Source organism: Streptomyces sp. NPDC056161, from assembly GCF_042268025.1.
Classification (GTDB): Bacteria; Actinomycetota; Actinomycetes; order Streptomycetales; family Streptomycetaceae; genus Streptomyces.
In genome coordinates, this window is the sequence record NZ_JBHJUV010000023.1 from 141,603 (window position 1) to 156,112 (window position 14,510).

General features: G+C 71.3%; 16 protein-coding genes and 1 tRNA gene. 14 read left to right on the top strand and 3 right to left on the bottom strand.

All coding sequences use genetic code 11. The features are described 5' to 3' along the window. The first annotated feature begins 69 nt into the window (after positions 1–69). From ACFC09_RS22535 to ACFC09_RS22575, 9 genes are all read left to right on the top strand, one after another. Complete coding sequence (locus ACFC09_RS22535; protein WP_376531103.1) at positions 70–339, top strand: hypothetical protein; 270 nt, start codon at positions 70–72, stop codon at positions 337–339. A gap of 300 nt (positions 340–639) precedes the next feature. Continuing rightward, positions 640–1,176, top strand: coding sequence for a hypothetical protein (locus ACFC09_RS22540; protein WP_376531105.1), 537 nt, complete (start codon positions 640–642; stop codon positions 1,174–1,176). A gap of 56 nt (positions 1,177–1,232) precedes the next feature. Next, positions 1,233–1,664 (top strand): tRNA adenosine(34) deaminase TadA, encoded by a 432-nt coding sequence (gene tadA, locus ACFC09_RS22545; RefSeq protein ID WP_376531107.1) that lies wholly within the window; start codon positions 1,233–1,235, stop codon positions 1,662–1,664. A 46-nt stretch (positions 1,665–1,710) separates the two neighbouring features. Continuing rightward, positions 1,711–1,795, top strand: a tRNA-Ser gene (locus ACFC09_RS22550). A gap of 165 nt (positions 1,796–1,960) precedes the next feature. Then, positions 1,961–2,140 carry a hypothetical protein gene (locus ACFC09_RS22555; protein ID WP_376531153.1) on the top strand — a complete coding sequence of 60 codons (180 nt, stop codon included), beginning with the start codon at positions 1,961–1,963 and terminating at the stop codon, positions 2,138–2,140. 10 nt (positions 2,141–2,150) lie between these two features. Beyond that, positions 2,151–2,444 carry a Dabb family protein gene (locus tag ACFC09_RS22560; RefSeq protein ID WP_376531110.1) on the top strand — a complete coding sequence of 98 codons (294 nt, stop codon included), beginning with the start codon at positions 2,151–2,153 and terminating at the stop codon, positions 2,442–2,444. 143 nt (positions 2,445–2,587) lie between these two features. Further along, positions 2,588–3,454, top strand: coding sequence for an RNA polymerase sigma factor SigF (locus ACFC09_RS22565; protein ID WP_376531113.1), 867 nt, complete (start codon positions 2,588–2,590; stop codon positions 3,452–3,454). Between the two features lie 604 nt (positions 3,455–4,058). Next, positions 4,059–4,964 carry an RNA polymerase sigma factor SigF gene (locus ACFC09_RS22570; protein ID WP_376531116.1) on the top strand — a complete coding sequence of 302 codons (906 nt, stop codon included), beginning with the start codon at positions 4,059–4,061 and terminating at the stop codon, positions 4,962–4,964. 444 nt (positions 4,965–5,408) lie between these two features. Then, a complete protein-coding gene (locus tag ACFC09_RS22575) occupies positions 5,409–5,990 on the top strand; it encodes a hypothetical protein (protein ID WP_376531119.1) in 582 nt (193 codons plus the stop codon). 24 nt (positions 5,991–6,014) lie between these two features. Here the strand turns inward: ACFC09_RS22575 and ACFC09_RS22580 are convergent, their stop codons facing one another. Beyond that, positions 6,015–6,605 (bottom strand): TetR/AcrR family transcriptional regulator, encoded by a 591-nt coding sequence (locus tag ACFC09_RS22580; RefSeq protein WP_376531122.1) that lies wholly within the window; start codon positions 6,603–6,605, stop codon positions 6,015–6,017. A gap of 541 nt (positions 6,606–7,146) precedes the next feature. On the opposite strand from ACFC09_RS22580, the gene ACFC09_RS22585 reads away from it, so the two are divergent. Continuing rightward, positions 7,147–8,022, top strand: a complete 876-nt coding sequence (locus ACFC09_RS22585) for an LLM class flavin-dependent oxidoreductase (protein ID WP_376531124.1) — start codon at positions 7,147–7,149, stop codon at positions 8,020–8,022. Positions 8,023–8,090: 68 nt separating this feature from the next. On the opposite strand, the gene ACFC09_RS22590 is transcribed toward ACFC09_RS22585, so the two are convergent. Next, positions 8,091–8,285, bottom strand: a complete 195-nt coding sequence (locus tag ACFC09_RS22590) for a hypothetical protein (RefSeq protein ID WP_376531126.1) — start codon at positions 8,283–8,285, stop codon at positions 8,091–8,093. Positions 8,286–8,661: 376 nt separating this feature from the next. Between ACFC09_RS22590 and ACFC09_RS22595 the strand changes: the two genes are divergently transcribed. From ACFC09_RS22595 to ACFC09_RS22610, 4 genes are all read left to right on the top strand, one after another. After that, positions 8,662–9,228 (top strand): MarR family winged helix-turn-helix transcriptional regulator, encoded by a 567-nt coding sequence (locus tag ACFC09_RS22595; protein ID WP_376531128.1) that lies wholly within the window; start codon positions 8,662–8,664, stop codon positions 9,226–9,228. A 57-nt stretch (positions 9,229–9,285) separates the two neighbouring features. Then, complete coding sequence (locus tag ACFC09_RS22600; protein WP_376531130.1) at positions 9,286–11,838, top strand: MFS transporter; 2,553 nt, start codon at positions 9,286–9,288, stop codon at positions 11,836–11,838. A gap of 140 nt (positions 11,839–11,978) precedes the next feature. Next, a complete protein-coding gene (locus tag ACFC09_RS22605) occupies positions 11,979–12,800 on the top strand; it encodes a YceI family protein (protein ID WP_376531132.1) in 822 nt (273 codons plus the stop codon). A 61-nt stretch (positions 12,801–12,861) separates the two neighbouring features. Further along, complete coding sequence (locus ACFC09_RS22610; protein ID WP_376531134.1) at positions 12,862–13,332, top strand: PPOX class F420-dependent oxidoreductase; 471 nt, start codon at positions 12,862–12,864, stop codon at positions 13,330–13,332. A 109-nt stretch (positions 13,333–13,441) separates the two neighbouring features. Here ACFC09_RS22610 and ACFC09_RS22615 read toward each other — a convergent pair whose 3' ends face one another. After that, a complete protein-coding gene (locus tag ACFC09_RS22615) occupies positions 13,442–14,212 on the bottom strand; it encodes a TetR/AcrR family transcriptional regulator (protein WP_376531136.1) in 771 nt (256 codons plus the stop codon). Positions 14,213–14,510 lie beyond the last annotated feature (298 nt).

Sequence of the window (14,510 nt, forward strand, 5' to 3'; positions counted from 1 at the left end):
GCCGCCTGCGCTGGCATCAAACCACCCGTTCGGGGGACAGTGGGATGGACTGACCAGGGTGGTGAAACGATGCCTGAGCAGCCTGATCACCAGTCGGACGCGCCCGGCGACCCCGTCGCGCCCGACCGCACCGACGCGCCCGGCGCAACCGCCGGGAGCGCGTCCGGACCCGACGGACCCGAACCCGGACCCGAGACCGACGCCGAGCGCCGACGCCGCCGGGCCCGGTTCCTGCGCGAGCTGGCGGAGGCGCGCGAACTGCGCGACCGCGTCCAGCCGCGCCGCGCCAAGGTGGCCAGACTCCGGCAGACACTGCGCATGCGCACCTTCCGCTGGTAGGGAAGATCGGCGGTCCCCGGTGCGTTGCGAGTGAGGCCGTGCGTGAGCGCGCCCAAAAGCCGCGTACGATCCGCAGGTGGCGGCAACGAGTGCGCTGGTGATTCCTTGACCGACGTACGGATGCGACTTTGCATTCGCGCGATCAAAACTGCCAGACACAGGGAGCCGAAGACGTCCCCTGAGCGCTTTGTTTCTGCCACGATTCCGAGTGGGCGGGGCTCGGAGCACAGCTCTCTCCGCCCAGAACCTCCGCCGGGGGGACCCCCAACCGGCACGCCTAAGACCAGTGGGAGAGTCACGGTGTACTTCGCCGCACTGCTCGCGCGCACCGAAGACGGGTGGGAAGCGAGCGACACAGAGCTCGACGATGTGGAAACCCTGTCGGATCTGGCCGACCTGGCCCGGGAAGCCTCTCCCGAAGAGGACACGGTGCTCGTCCTGATCGAGCAGGAGGACGCGTGGTTCGGCGTCGTCCGCGTGGACGGCGAGGACGACCCTCGCATCTACGTCTCCGACGCCGCCGCCGCTGCCCGCAGCGCCTACGGCGAACTCCTGCTCACCGACGAACTGCTCGGCCGCGAGCCCGGCTCGGACGGCCCCGACCTTGATGCCCTCGACCTCGACGGCACGGAGGACGGTGAGTCCGACGACGAGGACGAGGACGACGAGGACGGCCCGTCCGCCGACGCGGTGGGCCACGGCCCGGTGGGCGACAGCGAGATCCTCGACGACCTCGGCGTCAGCGAGAAGGAGCTGCGCGCCCTGGACGCGGAGGACGCCCTGGGCTCCATCGCCGAGGCTCTGGGCGCCTCGGAGGTGCTGGAGACCGTCCGCTGACCGGATCACCCGCGCAGCGGATCCCTGATCCGGTACGCGACCGCTGGCGGGCCGCGATGCGGCTCGCCCTGACGGAGGCCGAGCAGGCCGTCCGGGGCGGGGACGTCCCGGTCGGCGCCGTCGTGCTGTCCCCGGACGGCGCGACGGTCCTCGCGAGCGGCCACAACGAACGCGAGGCCACCGGCGACCCCACGGCCCACGCGGAGATCCTCGCGCTCCGGCGGGCCGCCGCCGAGCTGGGCGCCTGGCGGCTCACGGGGTGCACCCTCGTGGTCACGCTGGAGCCCTGCACGATGTGCGCGGGCGCCCTCGTGCAGTCCCGGGTCGACCGCGTCGTCTACGGCGCCCGTGACGAGAAGGCGGGCGCGGCCGGCTCCCTCTGGGACCTGGTGCGCGACCGACGGCTCAACCACCGGCCCGAGGTCGTCGAGGGCGTCCTGGCCGAGGACTGCGCCCAGCTGCTCAGCGAGTTCTTCCGGGAGCGCTGAAATACCGATTTCAGCCGCCCGCCCCCGGTGCTGTAGGGTCTCCCTCGGTAGCGTGTCCGAGCGGCCGAAGGAGCTCGCCTCGAAAGCGAGTGTGGCGCAAGTCACCGAGGGTTCAAATCCCTCCGCTACCGCTGTAGAAGGGCCTCGTCGACCGACGGGGCCCTTTCGCATGGGCGGTGCGAGACCGGCAAGAGCCCTCGGCCGGCGGGCCGTTGGTTCCCGTGGGGCACGTGAAGGCTACACTCACCGCCGGCAGCAGGCGGCCCGACGGACACATCAGTGACAGGGGAGGCGCGGTGGCGGTGAACGCCAAGAAGATCGCCGTGTACGTGCTCGTGGTCTTCGTGCTGTACGTGATCATCACGGACCCGGCCAAGGCGGCGGACTACGTCCAGATAGGGTTCGAGGGCATATCGAACGCGGCCAAGGCCATCGGTGACTTCATGACCTGGGCCGTCAACGGAGGAAAGAGCTGAGGGGACGCCCATGATCCGCCACTTGGTCCTGTTCAAGCTCAACGAGGGCGTCGAGCGCGACGACCCGCGAGTCCGGGCGGGCGAGGCGGCCATGCGGTCCCTGGGCGATCGCATCGAGGAGCTGCGCTTCTGGGAGTGCGGCTGGAACATCTCCGACCGGCCCATCGCCCACGACTTCGCGATCAACTCGGCGGTCGACGACGCCGATGCCCTCAAACGTTACCTGGAGCACCCGGCGCACCAGGCGGGTGTCGCGCTGTGGCGGGAGTTCGCCACCTGGGTGATCGCCGACTACGAGGTCTGAGCCGTACGGTCGAAGCCTCGCCCCCGCACTGGAATGGTGCGGGGATTTTTTGCATCTATGCCCCACTTCGCCGCTCAACACGTAGTTATGCGGTGCTTGAACACAGTGCACATGTCTTGTGATGCTATGACCGCTTTTGACGGATGAGGTGTCCGATAGAAGAGGTGGCGTTGACCTTGTCGGCCAGTACTGCGCCGCCCCAGGACGGGGCTCCCGCTCCGGCCCCGGACCCGGTGCCCGAGAAGCGGCGCGGTGCAGACACCCGCGCCCTCACCCAGGTGCTCTTCGCCCAGCTCAAGGACTTGCAGCCGGGCACCTCCGAGCACAACCGGGTGCGCGGGGCGCTCATCGAGGCCAACCTCCCGCTCGTGCGCTACGCGGCCGCCCGCTTCCGCTCCCGCAACGAGCCGATGGAGGACGTGGTCCAGGTGGGCACCATCGGCCTCATCAACGCCATCGACCGCTTCGACCCGGACCGGGGCGTGCAGTTCCCGACCTTCGCGATGCCGACCGTCGTCGGCGAGATCAAACGGTACTTCCGGGACAACGTCCGCACCGTCCACGTACCGCGCCGGCTGCACGAACTGTGGGTGCAGGTCAACAGCGCGACCGAGGACCTGACGACGGCGTTCGGGCGCTCCCCGTCCACCGCCGAGATCGCCGAGCGGCTGCGCATCAGCGAGGAGGAGGTGCTGTCCTGCATCGAGGCGGGCCGCTCGTACCACGCGACCTCCCTGGAGGCCGCGCAGGAGGGCGACGGGCTGCCCGGACTGCTGGACCGCATCGGCTACGAGGACCCGGCCCTGGACGGCGTCGAGCACCGCGACCTGGTCCGTCACCTGCTGGTGCAACTCCCGGAACGGGAGCAGAGAATCCTTTTGCTGCGCTACTACAGCAACCTCACCCAGTCGCAGATCAGTGCGGAACTCGGCGTCTCCCAGATGCACGTCTCACGGCTGCTCGCGCGCAGCTTCCAGCGGCTGCGGTCGGCGAACCGGATCGACGCGTAGGGGTTCCGCCGGTCGGATGGCGCGTACTGGGTGGCGCGCACTGGGTGGTGCGTACTGGGTGGTGCGTACTGGGTGGTGCGTACTGGGTGGTGCGTACTGGGTGGTGCGTACTGGTGGCGTGTACTGGTGGCGTGTGAGCCGTGGGGGCGTGCGCCGTCGTGACGTGCGGCGCCGGCGTGGCTGGTCGCGCAGGTCCCCGCGCCCTGCGGGACCGCCCCGAGCCTCCGCCGCGAGGCCGCCGACGGGCCGCCGACGAGCCGCCGACGAGCCGACGACGGGTCGCCGACGAACAGCCGACGGGTCGCCGCGCATCCGCCGCCGTACCGCTCCGGCGCACAACCGAATGCGAGAGCGATCGATCACCGGACCGAGCGATTCGCCCACCAGGGAAGATTCCGACATCCGCCGGCCCGCGGGCCGCCAGACCCCCTCCTGGCTGGGCTGATTCAGAACTCTCGTGTCGACATGTCACTACAGCGCGTTGCCGACATGTGACATTCTGCGGGAAGCGCGTTTGCCGGGGCTCCGGCTCCGGTATTCAGGTGAAGGTTGCGTTCCTCCCAGGGGACGCACCACGACCGTCCCGCGACCCAAAGGGGGTGGCATGTCCGCAGACCAGGGCAGCTCGAAGGTGCTCACGCCCACGAACAGCGAGGCAGCGCCCAAGGAGCTCGACGCTCTCGACGTGCTCGACGACGTCACGGCCCTTGAGGCCACGCCCAATCCGGCCGTCCAGGCCGGCTCGGAGGCCATCGACACCCGCACCCTGTCCCGCTCCCTGTTTCTGCGGCTCGCCGCACTCGACGAGAACAGCCCCGAGCGTGCCTACGTCCGGGACACCCTCATCGAACTCAACCTCCCGCTCGTGCGGTACGCGGCAGCCCGCTTCCGCTCCCGCAACGAGCCGATGGAGGACATCGTCCAGGTCGGCACCATCGGCCTGATCAAGGCCATCGACCGCTTCGACTGCGAACGCGGCGTCGAGTTCCCGACGTTCGCGATGCCGACGGTCGTGGGCGAGATCAAGCGCTTCTTCCGCGACACCTCGTGGTCGGTGCGGGTCCCGCGGCGGCTCCAGGAGCTGCGGCTGGCGCTCACGAAGGCCAGCGACGAGCTGTCCCAGAAGCTGGACCGCTCCCCGACCGTGACCGAACTCGCCGCGGTTCTGGGCGTGTCGGAGGAGGACGTGGTCGACGGGCTGGCCGTGGGCAACGCCTACACGGCCTCGTCCCTGGACTCCCCGGCCCCCGAGGACGACGGCGGCGAGGGCTCCCTGGCCGACCGCCTCGGCTACGAGGACACCGCCCTGGAGGGCGTCGAGTACCGGGAGTCCCTGAAGCCGCTGCTGGCCAAACTCCCGCCCCGCGAGCGGCGGATCATCATGCTCCGCTTCTTCGCCAACATGACCCAGTCCCAGATCGGCGAGGAGGTCGGCATCTCCCAGATGCATGTCTCCCGCCTGCTGACCCGGACCTTGTCGCAGCTGCGCGAAGGTCTCATCTCGGACTGAGGCCGCCCCGGCTCCTCCTCCCTCCCCGCCCGGCCCTTCTCCCGCCCGCCCCTTCCTTCCTGACGGTGCGTCAGCCACACTGTCCCGATGCGCGGCACTGGGACAGGAACGGGAACAGGGACCGGGACGGGCACGGGGCCGGACGCGGGGACCGAAGCGGTCTCCCGGACCGGATCGGCCCCCCGGACCGGAGCGATCCCCGGGACCGGATCGGCCCCCCGGACCGGATCGGCCTCCCGGACCAGAGCGGTCCACCGGCCCTGGACGGGTCTCGCCCAGGGCCGCCGTGGTGCCGTCACGGCGGCGTCGGCGGCGGCCGTCTGTCTGGGCGCGGTCCTGGCCTCGTGCGGGGGCGGCGGCGGGGGCGGCGGTTACGTCGCCGTCGGGGCACCGGGGGGCTCCCCGCAGGCGCCATCGGGCACGTCGCTGAAGCCGAGCGCCCCGGTGACGCTCGTGCCGCTCGACGGACCGCCCGGCGCGGACATCAACTCGCCCGGCGCCGGGCCGACTTCACAGCCACGGCCGGACCGCCCGACGCCGGGCGGAAGCGGCACCGCCGACGACGGCCGGACCGGATCCGGCGTCGGCGGCGGGGGATCCGCGGCCGACGGCGCGGCGGGAGCCGGCGCACCGGCCACGCCGGGAGGCACCGCGCCGACCGGTACGGGTGCCGGGTCCCCGGTTCCGGCACCGTCCGGCGGCCCCGCCACACCACCCACCCCCGCCGCTCTCACCTGGGACGACCCGGCCCGGAAGAGTACCGACAAGCGCTGGTGCGAGAAGGTGACGGTGACCTTCCGCAACACCGGGGGAACGGCGGTCCGTTCGGGCACGGTGACCTTCGGGACGCATGTCATCGGCGCGCTCGGCATCGACTGGGCGACGGTGGAGTCCGCGGTGGACCTCCCGGCACCGCTCGGTCCGAAGGCCGAGGAGGACCACACCTGGACGGTGTGCGTGGACGCCTGGCGGGTACCGCTGGGGATGCACATCGAGACGCAGGACGTGGCCGTCACCTGGAAATGACCCGAGCGCGCGGCGGGCCGGCGGTCACCGCGGGCCGCGCAGCCCCTCGACGAGGAACCGGACCAGCCTGCGCGCGTCGTAGCCGGGGTCGCCGTCCGCGCCGATGCAGAGGTTTCCGACGCCGCGCAGCAATTCGTACGCCTCCAGGTCGGACCGGACCTCGCCGGAGGCGGCCGCGGCGTCGAGGAGTTGGGCGCACACGGGCAGGAGCCGGTCGAGGAAGTAGGCGTGCAGCGTCTCGAATCCGGTGCTGTCGGAGCGCAGGGCGGCGGCGAGTCCGTGTTTGGTGACCAGGAAGTCGACGAAGAGGTCGATCCACTGCGCCAGCGCGGCGTGCGGGCTCGCGCTGCTCGCCAGCAGGGCCGGCCCGGCCTTGGCGCAGGACTCCACCTGGTGCCGGTAGACGGCGATGACGAGGTCCGCCCTGGTGGGGAAGTGCCGGTAGATCGTGCCGAGGCCGACACCGGCCCGAGCCGCGATGTCGCGCACCGGGGCCTCCACCCCCGAGGCCACGAAGGCCGCCGCCGCCGCGTCGAGCAGGGTCTCCTCGTTGCGCCGGGCGTCCGCCCGCTTGGGCCGGGTCGCGCGCACCGCGCCCGCGTCACGGTCGTTCACCGCACCGCTCCTTCCACCACCGGATCTTCCACCACCGGATCTTTCACCACCGGATCTTCCGCCACCGGATCTTCCACCGCCGGACCTGCTGCCGCAGGATCCGCCTCCGTCGGAGTCGCCGCCGACGGGCTTGCCTAAACGGATCGACGTTCCGTATTCTTTCCGGAGCGGAGTTCCGCTTTTCTGTGGACGCCGAGCGGGAGCCCGACGGCCGCCCCCGCCAGGTCACCACCATCCCATGTCCGGCCGCCCACCACTGCTGCCCGGCCACCGGCGTCCCGCCCCGATCGCCGGCGCCCCCGGCCCGACCACCGAGGTCCCGCCCCGTCCGCCGGGCCGGACCCCCACTGACCCCACGGACCACAAGACCGGCCCCGCAGCAGAAGAACGCCACCCCGTCCGCGCCACGCCACCCCGTCCGCGCCACGCCACCCCGTCCGCGCCACGCCACCCCGTCCGCCCCGCGCCGCCCGGCGCCGCGGCGGCGACGCCGACCGTTCGAGACCGCGGCGCAGCCGCGCGAGAGGAGGACGACGACATCATGTCGCACACCCCCGGACCCCGATTCGGGATCATGACCGCCCCGTCGCACGTCGACTACCAGGACATACTGCGGATCTGGCGGGCGGCGGACGAGACCCCGCAGATCGAGCACGCATGGCTGTACGACCACCTCATGCCGATCTGGGGTGACCAGAAAGGGCCCACCTTCGAGGGCTGGACGCTGCTCGCTGCGCTCGCCGCCCAGACCCGGCGGCTGCGGCTCGGCGTGATGGTGACCAGCAACCGGTTCCGGCCGCCCGCGATGCTGGCCAAGATCGCCACGACGGTGGACATCGTCTCCGGGGGCCGGCTCGACTTCGGCATCGGTGCCGGCTCGCGCCCCGACCTGCCCATGGCCCGGCGCGAGTACGAGGCGCACGGGCTGCCCTACCACGACGCCGCGCACGCCGTGCAGAGCCTCGCCGAGGCATGCACGCTGATCCGGCGGCTGTGGACCGAGGAGGAACCGTTCGACTTCGAGGGCGCCCACCACCGCCTCACCGGGGCGTTCGGCAGCCCCAAACCCGTCCAGCGCCCCCATCCGCCGATCCTCGTCGGCGGGCGTTCGGCCGCGACGCTGCGGGTGGCCGCGGACCATGCCGACGTGTGGAACATGCCGGGCGGTGAGATCGACGACGCGGTGCGCCGCAGCGCGCTGCTGGACCGCTACTGCTCCGAGGCCGGCCGCGATCCGGCCTCGGTCACCCGCTCCCTGTTCGTACCGGTCTCCTACGACCGGCCCGGCGTCACGCGGGACGCGATCGACGCGGCGGTCGAGGCCGGCTTCCGGCACCTCGTGCTCGGTCTGCCGGCGCCCTACCCCACGGATGTCGTGCCGTGGCTCGCCGATCAGCTCACCGGCGTATCGGCGTAACGCCACGCCACGCCACGCCACGCCACCCGGCCCGGCCGCTCAGCCGTCCGACGGCTCGGCGGCCGGCCTTACTTCAGTGCCAGCCAGGCCACCACCGCCACGATCACCACGGCCACGACGACGCCGACGATCAGGCCGACGCGGGGGCCGGCCGGGGCGGTCGCCTGCTGCCGGCCCTGCGGGGACTCGTCGACGAACGCGCGGAACATCTGGGTGCTGCCTGCGGGGTCCTGGTTGCCCTGGGGGCCCTGGGTGTTAGCCATGGGCCGAGACACTAGCGAAGAGGGGCGGGGCCGCCCAAGCGGGGGCGGCGAAGAAAGCCCAGGAAAGCCCGGGAAAAGCCCAGGAAAAGCCCGGGAAAACCCCGGGAAAGCCGAGGAAGCAGGCGCGGAACGGCTGCCCGGACCGTCTCCCGGACCGCCTCCCGGGACCCGGGTCCCCCCGGGGTCCGTCCCCCGTTCCGAGCGCGCGGTGCCCGCCCTCGTCCGCCTGCCCTCGTCCGGCCTCCCGGTCCAGCTGCATATTTACGCTCGTAATACTTGTCTTTGCCAAGTTTTTATGCCGGATGGCCCCCTGTTGTTTGCCTGTAGCAACCAAGCAAGTCTAAGGTTGCCTCAAGCAACGAACACGGGAGGTGTGATGGCTGAGCAGACGCAGTTCGAGGAGCTGGGGCGTCAGTTCAGCGCCATCGGGGCCGTGCACCGGGACCTGCGACGGGTGCTGCCGCACGACTGCCCGAGCGGTTCCGCCGCCGTACTGACCCTGCTCGGGCGTTACGGAGACATGCGCATGAGCAAGCTCGCCGAGCTGCTCTCCGTGGACATGTCCGTCACCAGCCGGTCCGTCGGCCACGTCGTCGACCGGGGCTGGGTCGAACGGTCCCCGGATCCCGCCGACAAGCGCTCGCGCATCCTGCGCCTGACGCCCGCGGGTCACGCCATGGTGGACGACCTGGCGCGGCGCACCACCGACCTGCTGGCCGAGCGGCTCGGCGACTGGACCGACGACGAGGTCGGCCTGCTGATCCGGCTCATGGCCCGGCTCAAGGACAGCTTCGGCGACTGCCGGCCCCCGCATGTCCGGGCCCATCACCCGCCGCAGTCCGCCACCGCCACCGCGACCGCGCCCGCGCCCGCAGCCGTACCGGCGCCGGCGCCCGCACCCACGTCCGTCCTCGAAGCGACGACCACCCGTACACCCGCATAAAGCACGCAGAACGCAGAACGCAGAACGCAGAAGCCAGAAACGTAGAAAAGGAAGCCCATGGCAACGACCACACCAGCCGGTGTGCGGGCTCACGCCAAGCACGGGGGAGGCTCCGAATTCGCTCCCATGACGCACCGGCAGATCATGGAAGCGCTCTCCGGGCTGCTGCTCGGCATGTTCGTGGCGATCCTGTCGTCCACGATCGTCTCCAACGCCCTGCCCCGCATCATCGGCGACCTCGGCGGCGGCCAGTCCGCCTACACCTGGGTGGTCACGGCCGCCCTGCTGTCGATGACCGCGACGACTCCCCTGTGGGGCAAGCTCGCAGACTTGTACAGCAAGAAGGCCCTCGTCCAGATAGCCCTGGTCATCTACGTCCTGGGCTCGGTCGTAGCCGGTCTCTCGCACAACCCCGGCATGCTGATCGCCTGCCGCGTCGTCCAGGGCGTCGGCGTCGGCGGTCTGTCCGCCCTGGCGCAGATCGTCATGGCGGCGATGATCTCCCCGCGTGAGCGCGGCCGTTACTCCGGTTACCTCGGCGCCACCTTCGCCGTCGCCACCGTCGGCGGCCCGCTGCTCGGCGGTGTCATCACCGACACCTCGTGGCTGGGCTGGCGCTGGTGCTTCTACGTCGGCGTGCCCTTCGCGATCATCGCGCTGATCGTGCTCCAGCGGACCCTGAACCTGCCCGTGGTGAAGCGGGACGTGAAGGTCGACGGGGGCGGCGCGTTCTTCATAGCCGCCTCGGTCTCGCTGCTGCTGATCTGGGTGACCTTCGCGGGCACCAAGTACGCCTGGCTGTCGTGGCAGACGTACACGATGGTCGGCGGCGCGATCGTGCTCGGCGCGCTGTTCCTGGTCACCGAGGCCAGGGCGAGCCAGCCGATCATCCCGCTCAGGCTGTTCCGCAACCCCACCATCACCCTGGCGTCGCTCGCCTCGATGTTCGTCGGTGTCGCGATGTTCACCGGCACGGTGTTCTTCAGCCAGTTCTTCCAGCTGGCCCGCGACAAGAGCCCGACGATGTCGGGTGTCCTGACCATCCCGATGATCGGCGGCCTGTTCGTCGCCTCCACCGTCTCCGGCCAGTTCATCACCCGCACCGGCCGCTGGAAGGGATGGCTGGTCGCCGGCGGTCTGCTGGTGACGGCGGGCCTCGGCCTGCTGAGCACCATCCGCTACGACACCGAGTACTGGAAGATGGCCATCTTCATGGCCATGCTGGGCCTCGGCATCGGCATGATGATGCAGAACCTGGTGCTGTGCACGCAGAACCAGGTGGATCCGTCCGACCTCGGCTCGGCCAGCTCCACGGTCACCTTCTTCCGTTCCCTCGGTGGCGCGGTCGGCGTCTCCGCCCTGGGCACGGTGCTGTCCCACAAGATCACCGACTACATCAAGGACGGCCTGGCGGATCTGAGCCCGAAGAACGCCCAGGCCCTGGCCGGCTCGGGCTCCTCGGACGCCATCCCGGACCTGAACACCCTGCCGAAGCCGGTGCGCACGGTCATCGAGAGCGCCTACGGCCACGCCATCGCCGATGTGTTCCTGATCGCCGGCTGCCTCGCGGCACTCGCTTTTCTGATCACCCTGTTCATCAAGGAGGTTCCGTTGCGGACGAAGGGCGCGCTGGCGCAGACCGCCGACGAGAACACGACGCAGGACCCGAAGCAGGACGCGGCGGCCGAGGCCCCGGCCATCGTCGCCCAGGCCGCCGCGCCCGCCACGGAGCAGGTGCCCAGCTGGGCCTCCCCGGTCGTGGCGAAGGCCGAGGACGGCCTCCAGCCGGCCGCCGCGCGGCAGCTGACCGCCGTCGCCACCCTGCCCGCACCGGAGCAGTCCGGCTCCGGCGGCACCCCGATCCACGGCTACGTCCGCGGCGCCGACAGCGCCCCGGTGGGCCAGGCCGCGGTCACCCTGATCTCCCTCTCCGGCCGCCAGCTGGGCCGCGCGGTCACCCAGATCGACGGTTCCTACGGGCTGGACGCGCCGGGCGCCGGCTCGTACGTCCTGATCGCCTCCGCCGACGGCTTCCAGCCGCAGGCCAGTACGGTCGTGGTGCACGAGGACCCGGTGTCGTACGACGTGCTGCTCAGCGGCACCAGCGGTCTGAGCGGGGTCGTCCGGGCGGCCGGCAGCGCGCTGCCGGTCAAGGACGCGATGGTGATCGTCACCGATGTGCGCGGCGATCTGCTCGCCACCGGAACCACCGGCGAGCAGGGGCAGTTCACGTTCGGTGAGCTGGTGCCCGGCGCGGTGACGCTCGCGGTGAACGCGTCCGGCTTCCGGCCGCGGGCCCTGCCCGTCGAGGTCGGTGCCACCGGGGTCACCCGGGTCGAGGTGGACCTGGAGGCGGGGGCCCGGCTCCAGGGTGTCGTCCGGGCACCGTCCGGTCCGCTGGGCGACGCCCGGGTGACTCTCGTGGACGCGGCCGGCAACGTGGTCGGCACGTCCACCACCGGGTCGGACGGGGCGTACGCCTTCACCGACCTGGACGCCGGTGACTACACCGTCATCGCGACCGGCTACCCGCCGGTGGCGACGGCCCTGACGGTGCAGGGCACCGGGGCCGACGGACACGACATAGAACTCGCCCACCCCGGCGAGTAGCGCACTACTCCGGCCCGTGGGGGGTACGTCCTGAGCGACGGCCTGCCCCCCGCGGGCCGGACACTTTACGACCAATTTGTACAGATTTTCGAAGCCACCATGGAAATGTTCGAACCATGGCTTCTGAGGGAGAAAACGGGATGGGACTGACCGCGAGGATCCGCAGCCGGGACGGATGGGCCGTGTCGCACGCGGTCGTCACGGTGACCGACATGACAGGCACGCAGGTACTGCGGGCCGAGGCGGACGCGGAGGGCGCCGTGCGGGACACCACCCCGCTCGCGCCCGGGGCGTACACGGTGATCGTCACGGCCATCGGGTACGCGCCCGTCGCCTCCAGCGCGATCGTCACCGCGAGCGGACGGGCCGAGGTCGGCACCGTGACACTGTCCCGGCAGGGCGGCTCCGAGCTGCCCCCGCCGGGACCGTGGACGATCGACCCGGCGCACTCCACCGTGGCCGCCGTCGCCCAGCACCTGGGCATCTCCAGCGTGCGCGGCCGGTTCACCGAATTCGCCGGCTCGATCGAGATCGCGCCCGACGACATCGGGAAGTCCCGTGTCCAGGCGGTGATCCGGGCCTCCTCCATCGACACCGGCAACGGCATGCGCGACAACCACCTCAGGTCCGCGGACTTCCTGGACGCCGAGCAGCACCCAGAGATCACCTACCGCTCCACCGGGCTGTCACCGGCCGGCTCGGACCGCTGGACGGTCCACGGCGAGCTGGCCATGCGCGGGATCGTCCGCCCGGTCGACCTGGACCTGGCCTACCTCGGCACCGGCCCCGACCCGTGGGGCGGCGTCCGCACCGCCTTCCGCGCGTCGACGGAGCTGCACCGCTCGGACTTCGCCATCACCTACAACCAGATCGTCCAGGCGGGCATCGCGGCCATCGGCACCACGCTGAAGATCGAACTGGACATCCAGGCGGTGCAGGGCGAGACGCTGCCGCAGATGTAGGCGTGTACGTAGGCCCAGCAGGGTCACCCTGAGCGAGGTCACGGCCCCTTAGGCTTCGCTCATGGCACCGAACATCGCGACGAACACCGCCGTCTCCCTCGACGAGCTGCTGGACTTCGTACGGCCCCGGCACCGCGCCATCCTGCTCACCCGGCGGGCCGACGGCGGCCCCCAGGCGTCACCGCTGACCTGCGGGGTCGACGACGCTGGCCGGATCGTGGTCTCCACGTACCCGGAGCGCGCCAAGACCCGCAACGCCAAGCGGGACACCCGGGTCAGCCTGCTCGTGCTGAGCGACAGCTGGGACGGGCCGTGGGTCCAGGTCGACGGGACGGCGGAGGTCATCGACAGCCCCGACTCCGTGGAACCGCTGGTCGAGTACTACCGGAACATCGCGGGTGAGCACCCGAACTGGGACGAGTACCGGGAGGCGATGGTCAAGCAGGGCAAGTCGATCATCCGCGTCACGCCGACGCGGTGGGGGCCGGTGGCGACGGGGGGATTTCCGGCGCGGTTGGTCGAGCAGCGGTGATTGCGTAGTTCCTCGCGGTTGGTCGAGCGGCGGTGATTGCGTAGTTCCCCGCGCCCCTCAAGGGGGGTGTTGCCGACGGAGGTGGTCGGTGGGGTGCGGGGGCGTGGGGCTAACTGGGCTTGGTTTTTTGGACCATGGCTTCGATTCCTGCGATCAGGAGGTCCAGGGCGAAGGTGAAGTCGCGTTCCAGCATCTCGTCGACCGTCGCGCCGGCGCGGGCCGCCCTGATGTCCGTGGACTCCTTGATGACCTCGGCGGTCTCCGGGGCCTCCGTGACCGCGGTCATGGCCGCGTGGTGGTACTCGTCCGGGGTCATGCCGGCGGCCTCGACCCGGGCGGCGAAGTGGCTCTCGATCGTGCCGTAGCCGTACACGAACTGGAAGACGGCCGAGATGGCGCCGGTGATCCCGTGCGCGGGCAGCCCGGAACGGCGTACGACCTGCTGGACCCGGCCCGAGAAGGCGAGCGAGTTGGGGCCGATGTTGAGGTAGCGGCCGGCCAACGGGGACAGCCACGGGTGGCGCACCAGCAACGCCCGGTACTCGCGGGCCAGCGAGCGCAGTTGGTCCCGCCAGTCGCCGCCGGTCTCCCCGGCCTCGGGCAGCCGCAGCTCGCCGAAGGCCGCGTCCAGGGCGAGTTCGAGCAGGTCGTCCTTGGTGTCGACGTACCAGTACATGGACATCGCGGTGACGTTCAGTTCGGCGGCCAGCCGCCGCATGGAGAACCTGGCCAGTCCCTCCGCGTCCAGCAGCCGTACCGTCGCCCCGGTGATCCGCTCCCGGTCCAGGCCGGACGGCTGCCCGCCGCCGCGCCCGCCCCGGGGCGCCTTCTGTTCGAGCCAGACGCTGGTACGCGGCGTCCGCTCCGCCTGCTGCGCCATCGCCGCACCTTCCTGGAACTCCGACCACTGTTGACGATGCTAGGCCCGTCCTGCCGGTGACGGGCACGGGGGAACCGTGTGATCAGCGGCTCCCACCCCACTGCCGTACACCCGGACGGGTGCCCCCCCCGGACCGTCGGGCGGGCGCCCTCTCCGCCCGCCGCGGCGACGCCCCGGCCCACCGGCCCACCGGCCCGCCGACGGACCGGCCAACACGGCCACCGCGCCTGCGAACTGACGAGTCGGCGAACTGACCGCTCACAACTCGGCGGGGCGGGGTTGGTGAACACGGTCACCA

Coding starts and splice junctions, on each gene's coding strand:
- ACFC09_RS22535 (WP_376531103.1), top strand. CDS start 70: ATGCCTGAGCAGCCTGATCACCAGTCGGACGCGCCCGGCGACCCCGTC.
- tadA (WP_376531107.1), top strand. CDS start 1,233: ATGCGGCTCGCCCTGACGGAGGCCGAGCAGGCCGTCCGGGGCGGGGAC.
- ACFC09_RS22560 (WP_376531110.1), top strand. CDS start 2,151: ATGATCCGCCACTTGGTCCTGTTCAAGCTCAACGAGGGCGTCGAGCGC.
- ACFC09_RS22565 (WP_376531113.1), top strand. CDS start 2,588: ATGAGGTGTCCGATAGAAGAGGTGGCGTTGACCTTGTCGGCCAGTACT.
- ACFC09_RS22570 (WP_376531116.1), top strand. CDS start 4,059: ATGTCCGCAGACCAGGGCAGCTCGAAGGTGCTCACGCCCACGAACAGC.
- ACFC09_RS22585 (WP_376531124.1), top strand. CDS start 7,147: ATGTCGCACACCCCCGGACCCCGATTCGGGATCATGACCGCCCCGTCG.
- ACFC09_RS22590 (WP_376531126.1), bottom strand. CDS start 8,285: ATGGCTAACACCCAGGGCCCCCAGGGCAACCAGGACCCCGCAGGCAGC.
- ACFC09_RS22595 (WP_376531128.1), top strand. CDS start 8,662: ATGGCTGAGCAGACGCAGTTCGAGGAGCTGGGGCGTCAGTTCAGCGCC.
- ACFC09_RS22600 (WP_376531130.1), top strand. CDS start 9,286: ATGGCAACGACCACACCAGCCGGTGTGCGGGCTCACGCCAAGCACGGG.
- ACFC09_RS22605 (WP_376531132.1), top strand. CDS start 11,979: ATGGGACTGACCGCGAGGATCCGCAGCCGGGACGGATGGGCCGTGTCG.
- ACFC09_RS22610 (WP_376531134.1), top strand. CDS start 12,862: ATGGCACCGAACATCGCGACGAACACCGCCGTCTCCCTCGACGAGCTG.
- ACFC09_RS22615 (WP_376531136.1), bottom strand. CDS start 14,212: ATGGCGCAGCAGGCGGAGCGGACGCCGCGTACCAGCGTCTGGCTCGAA.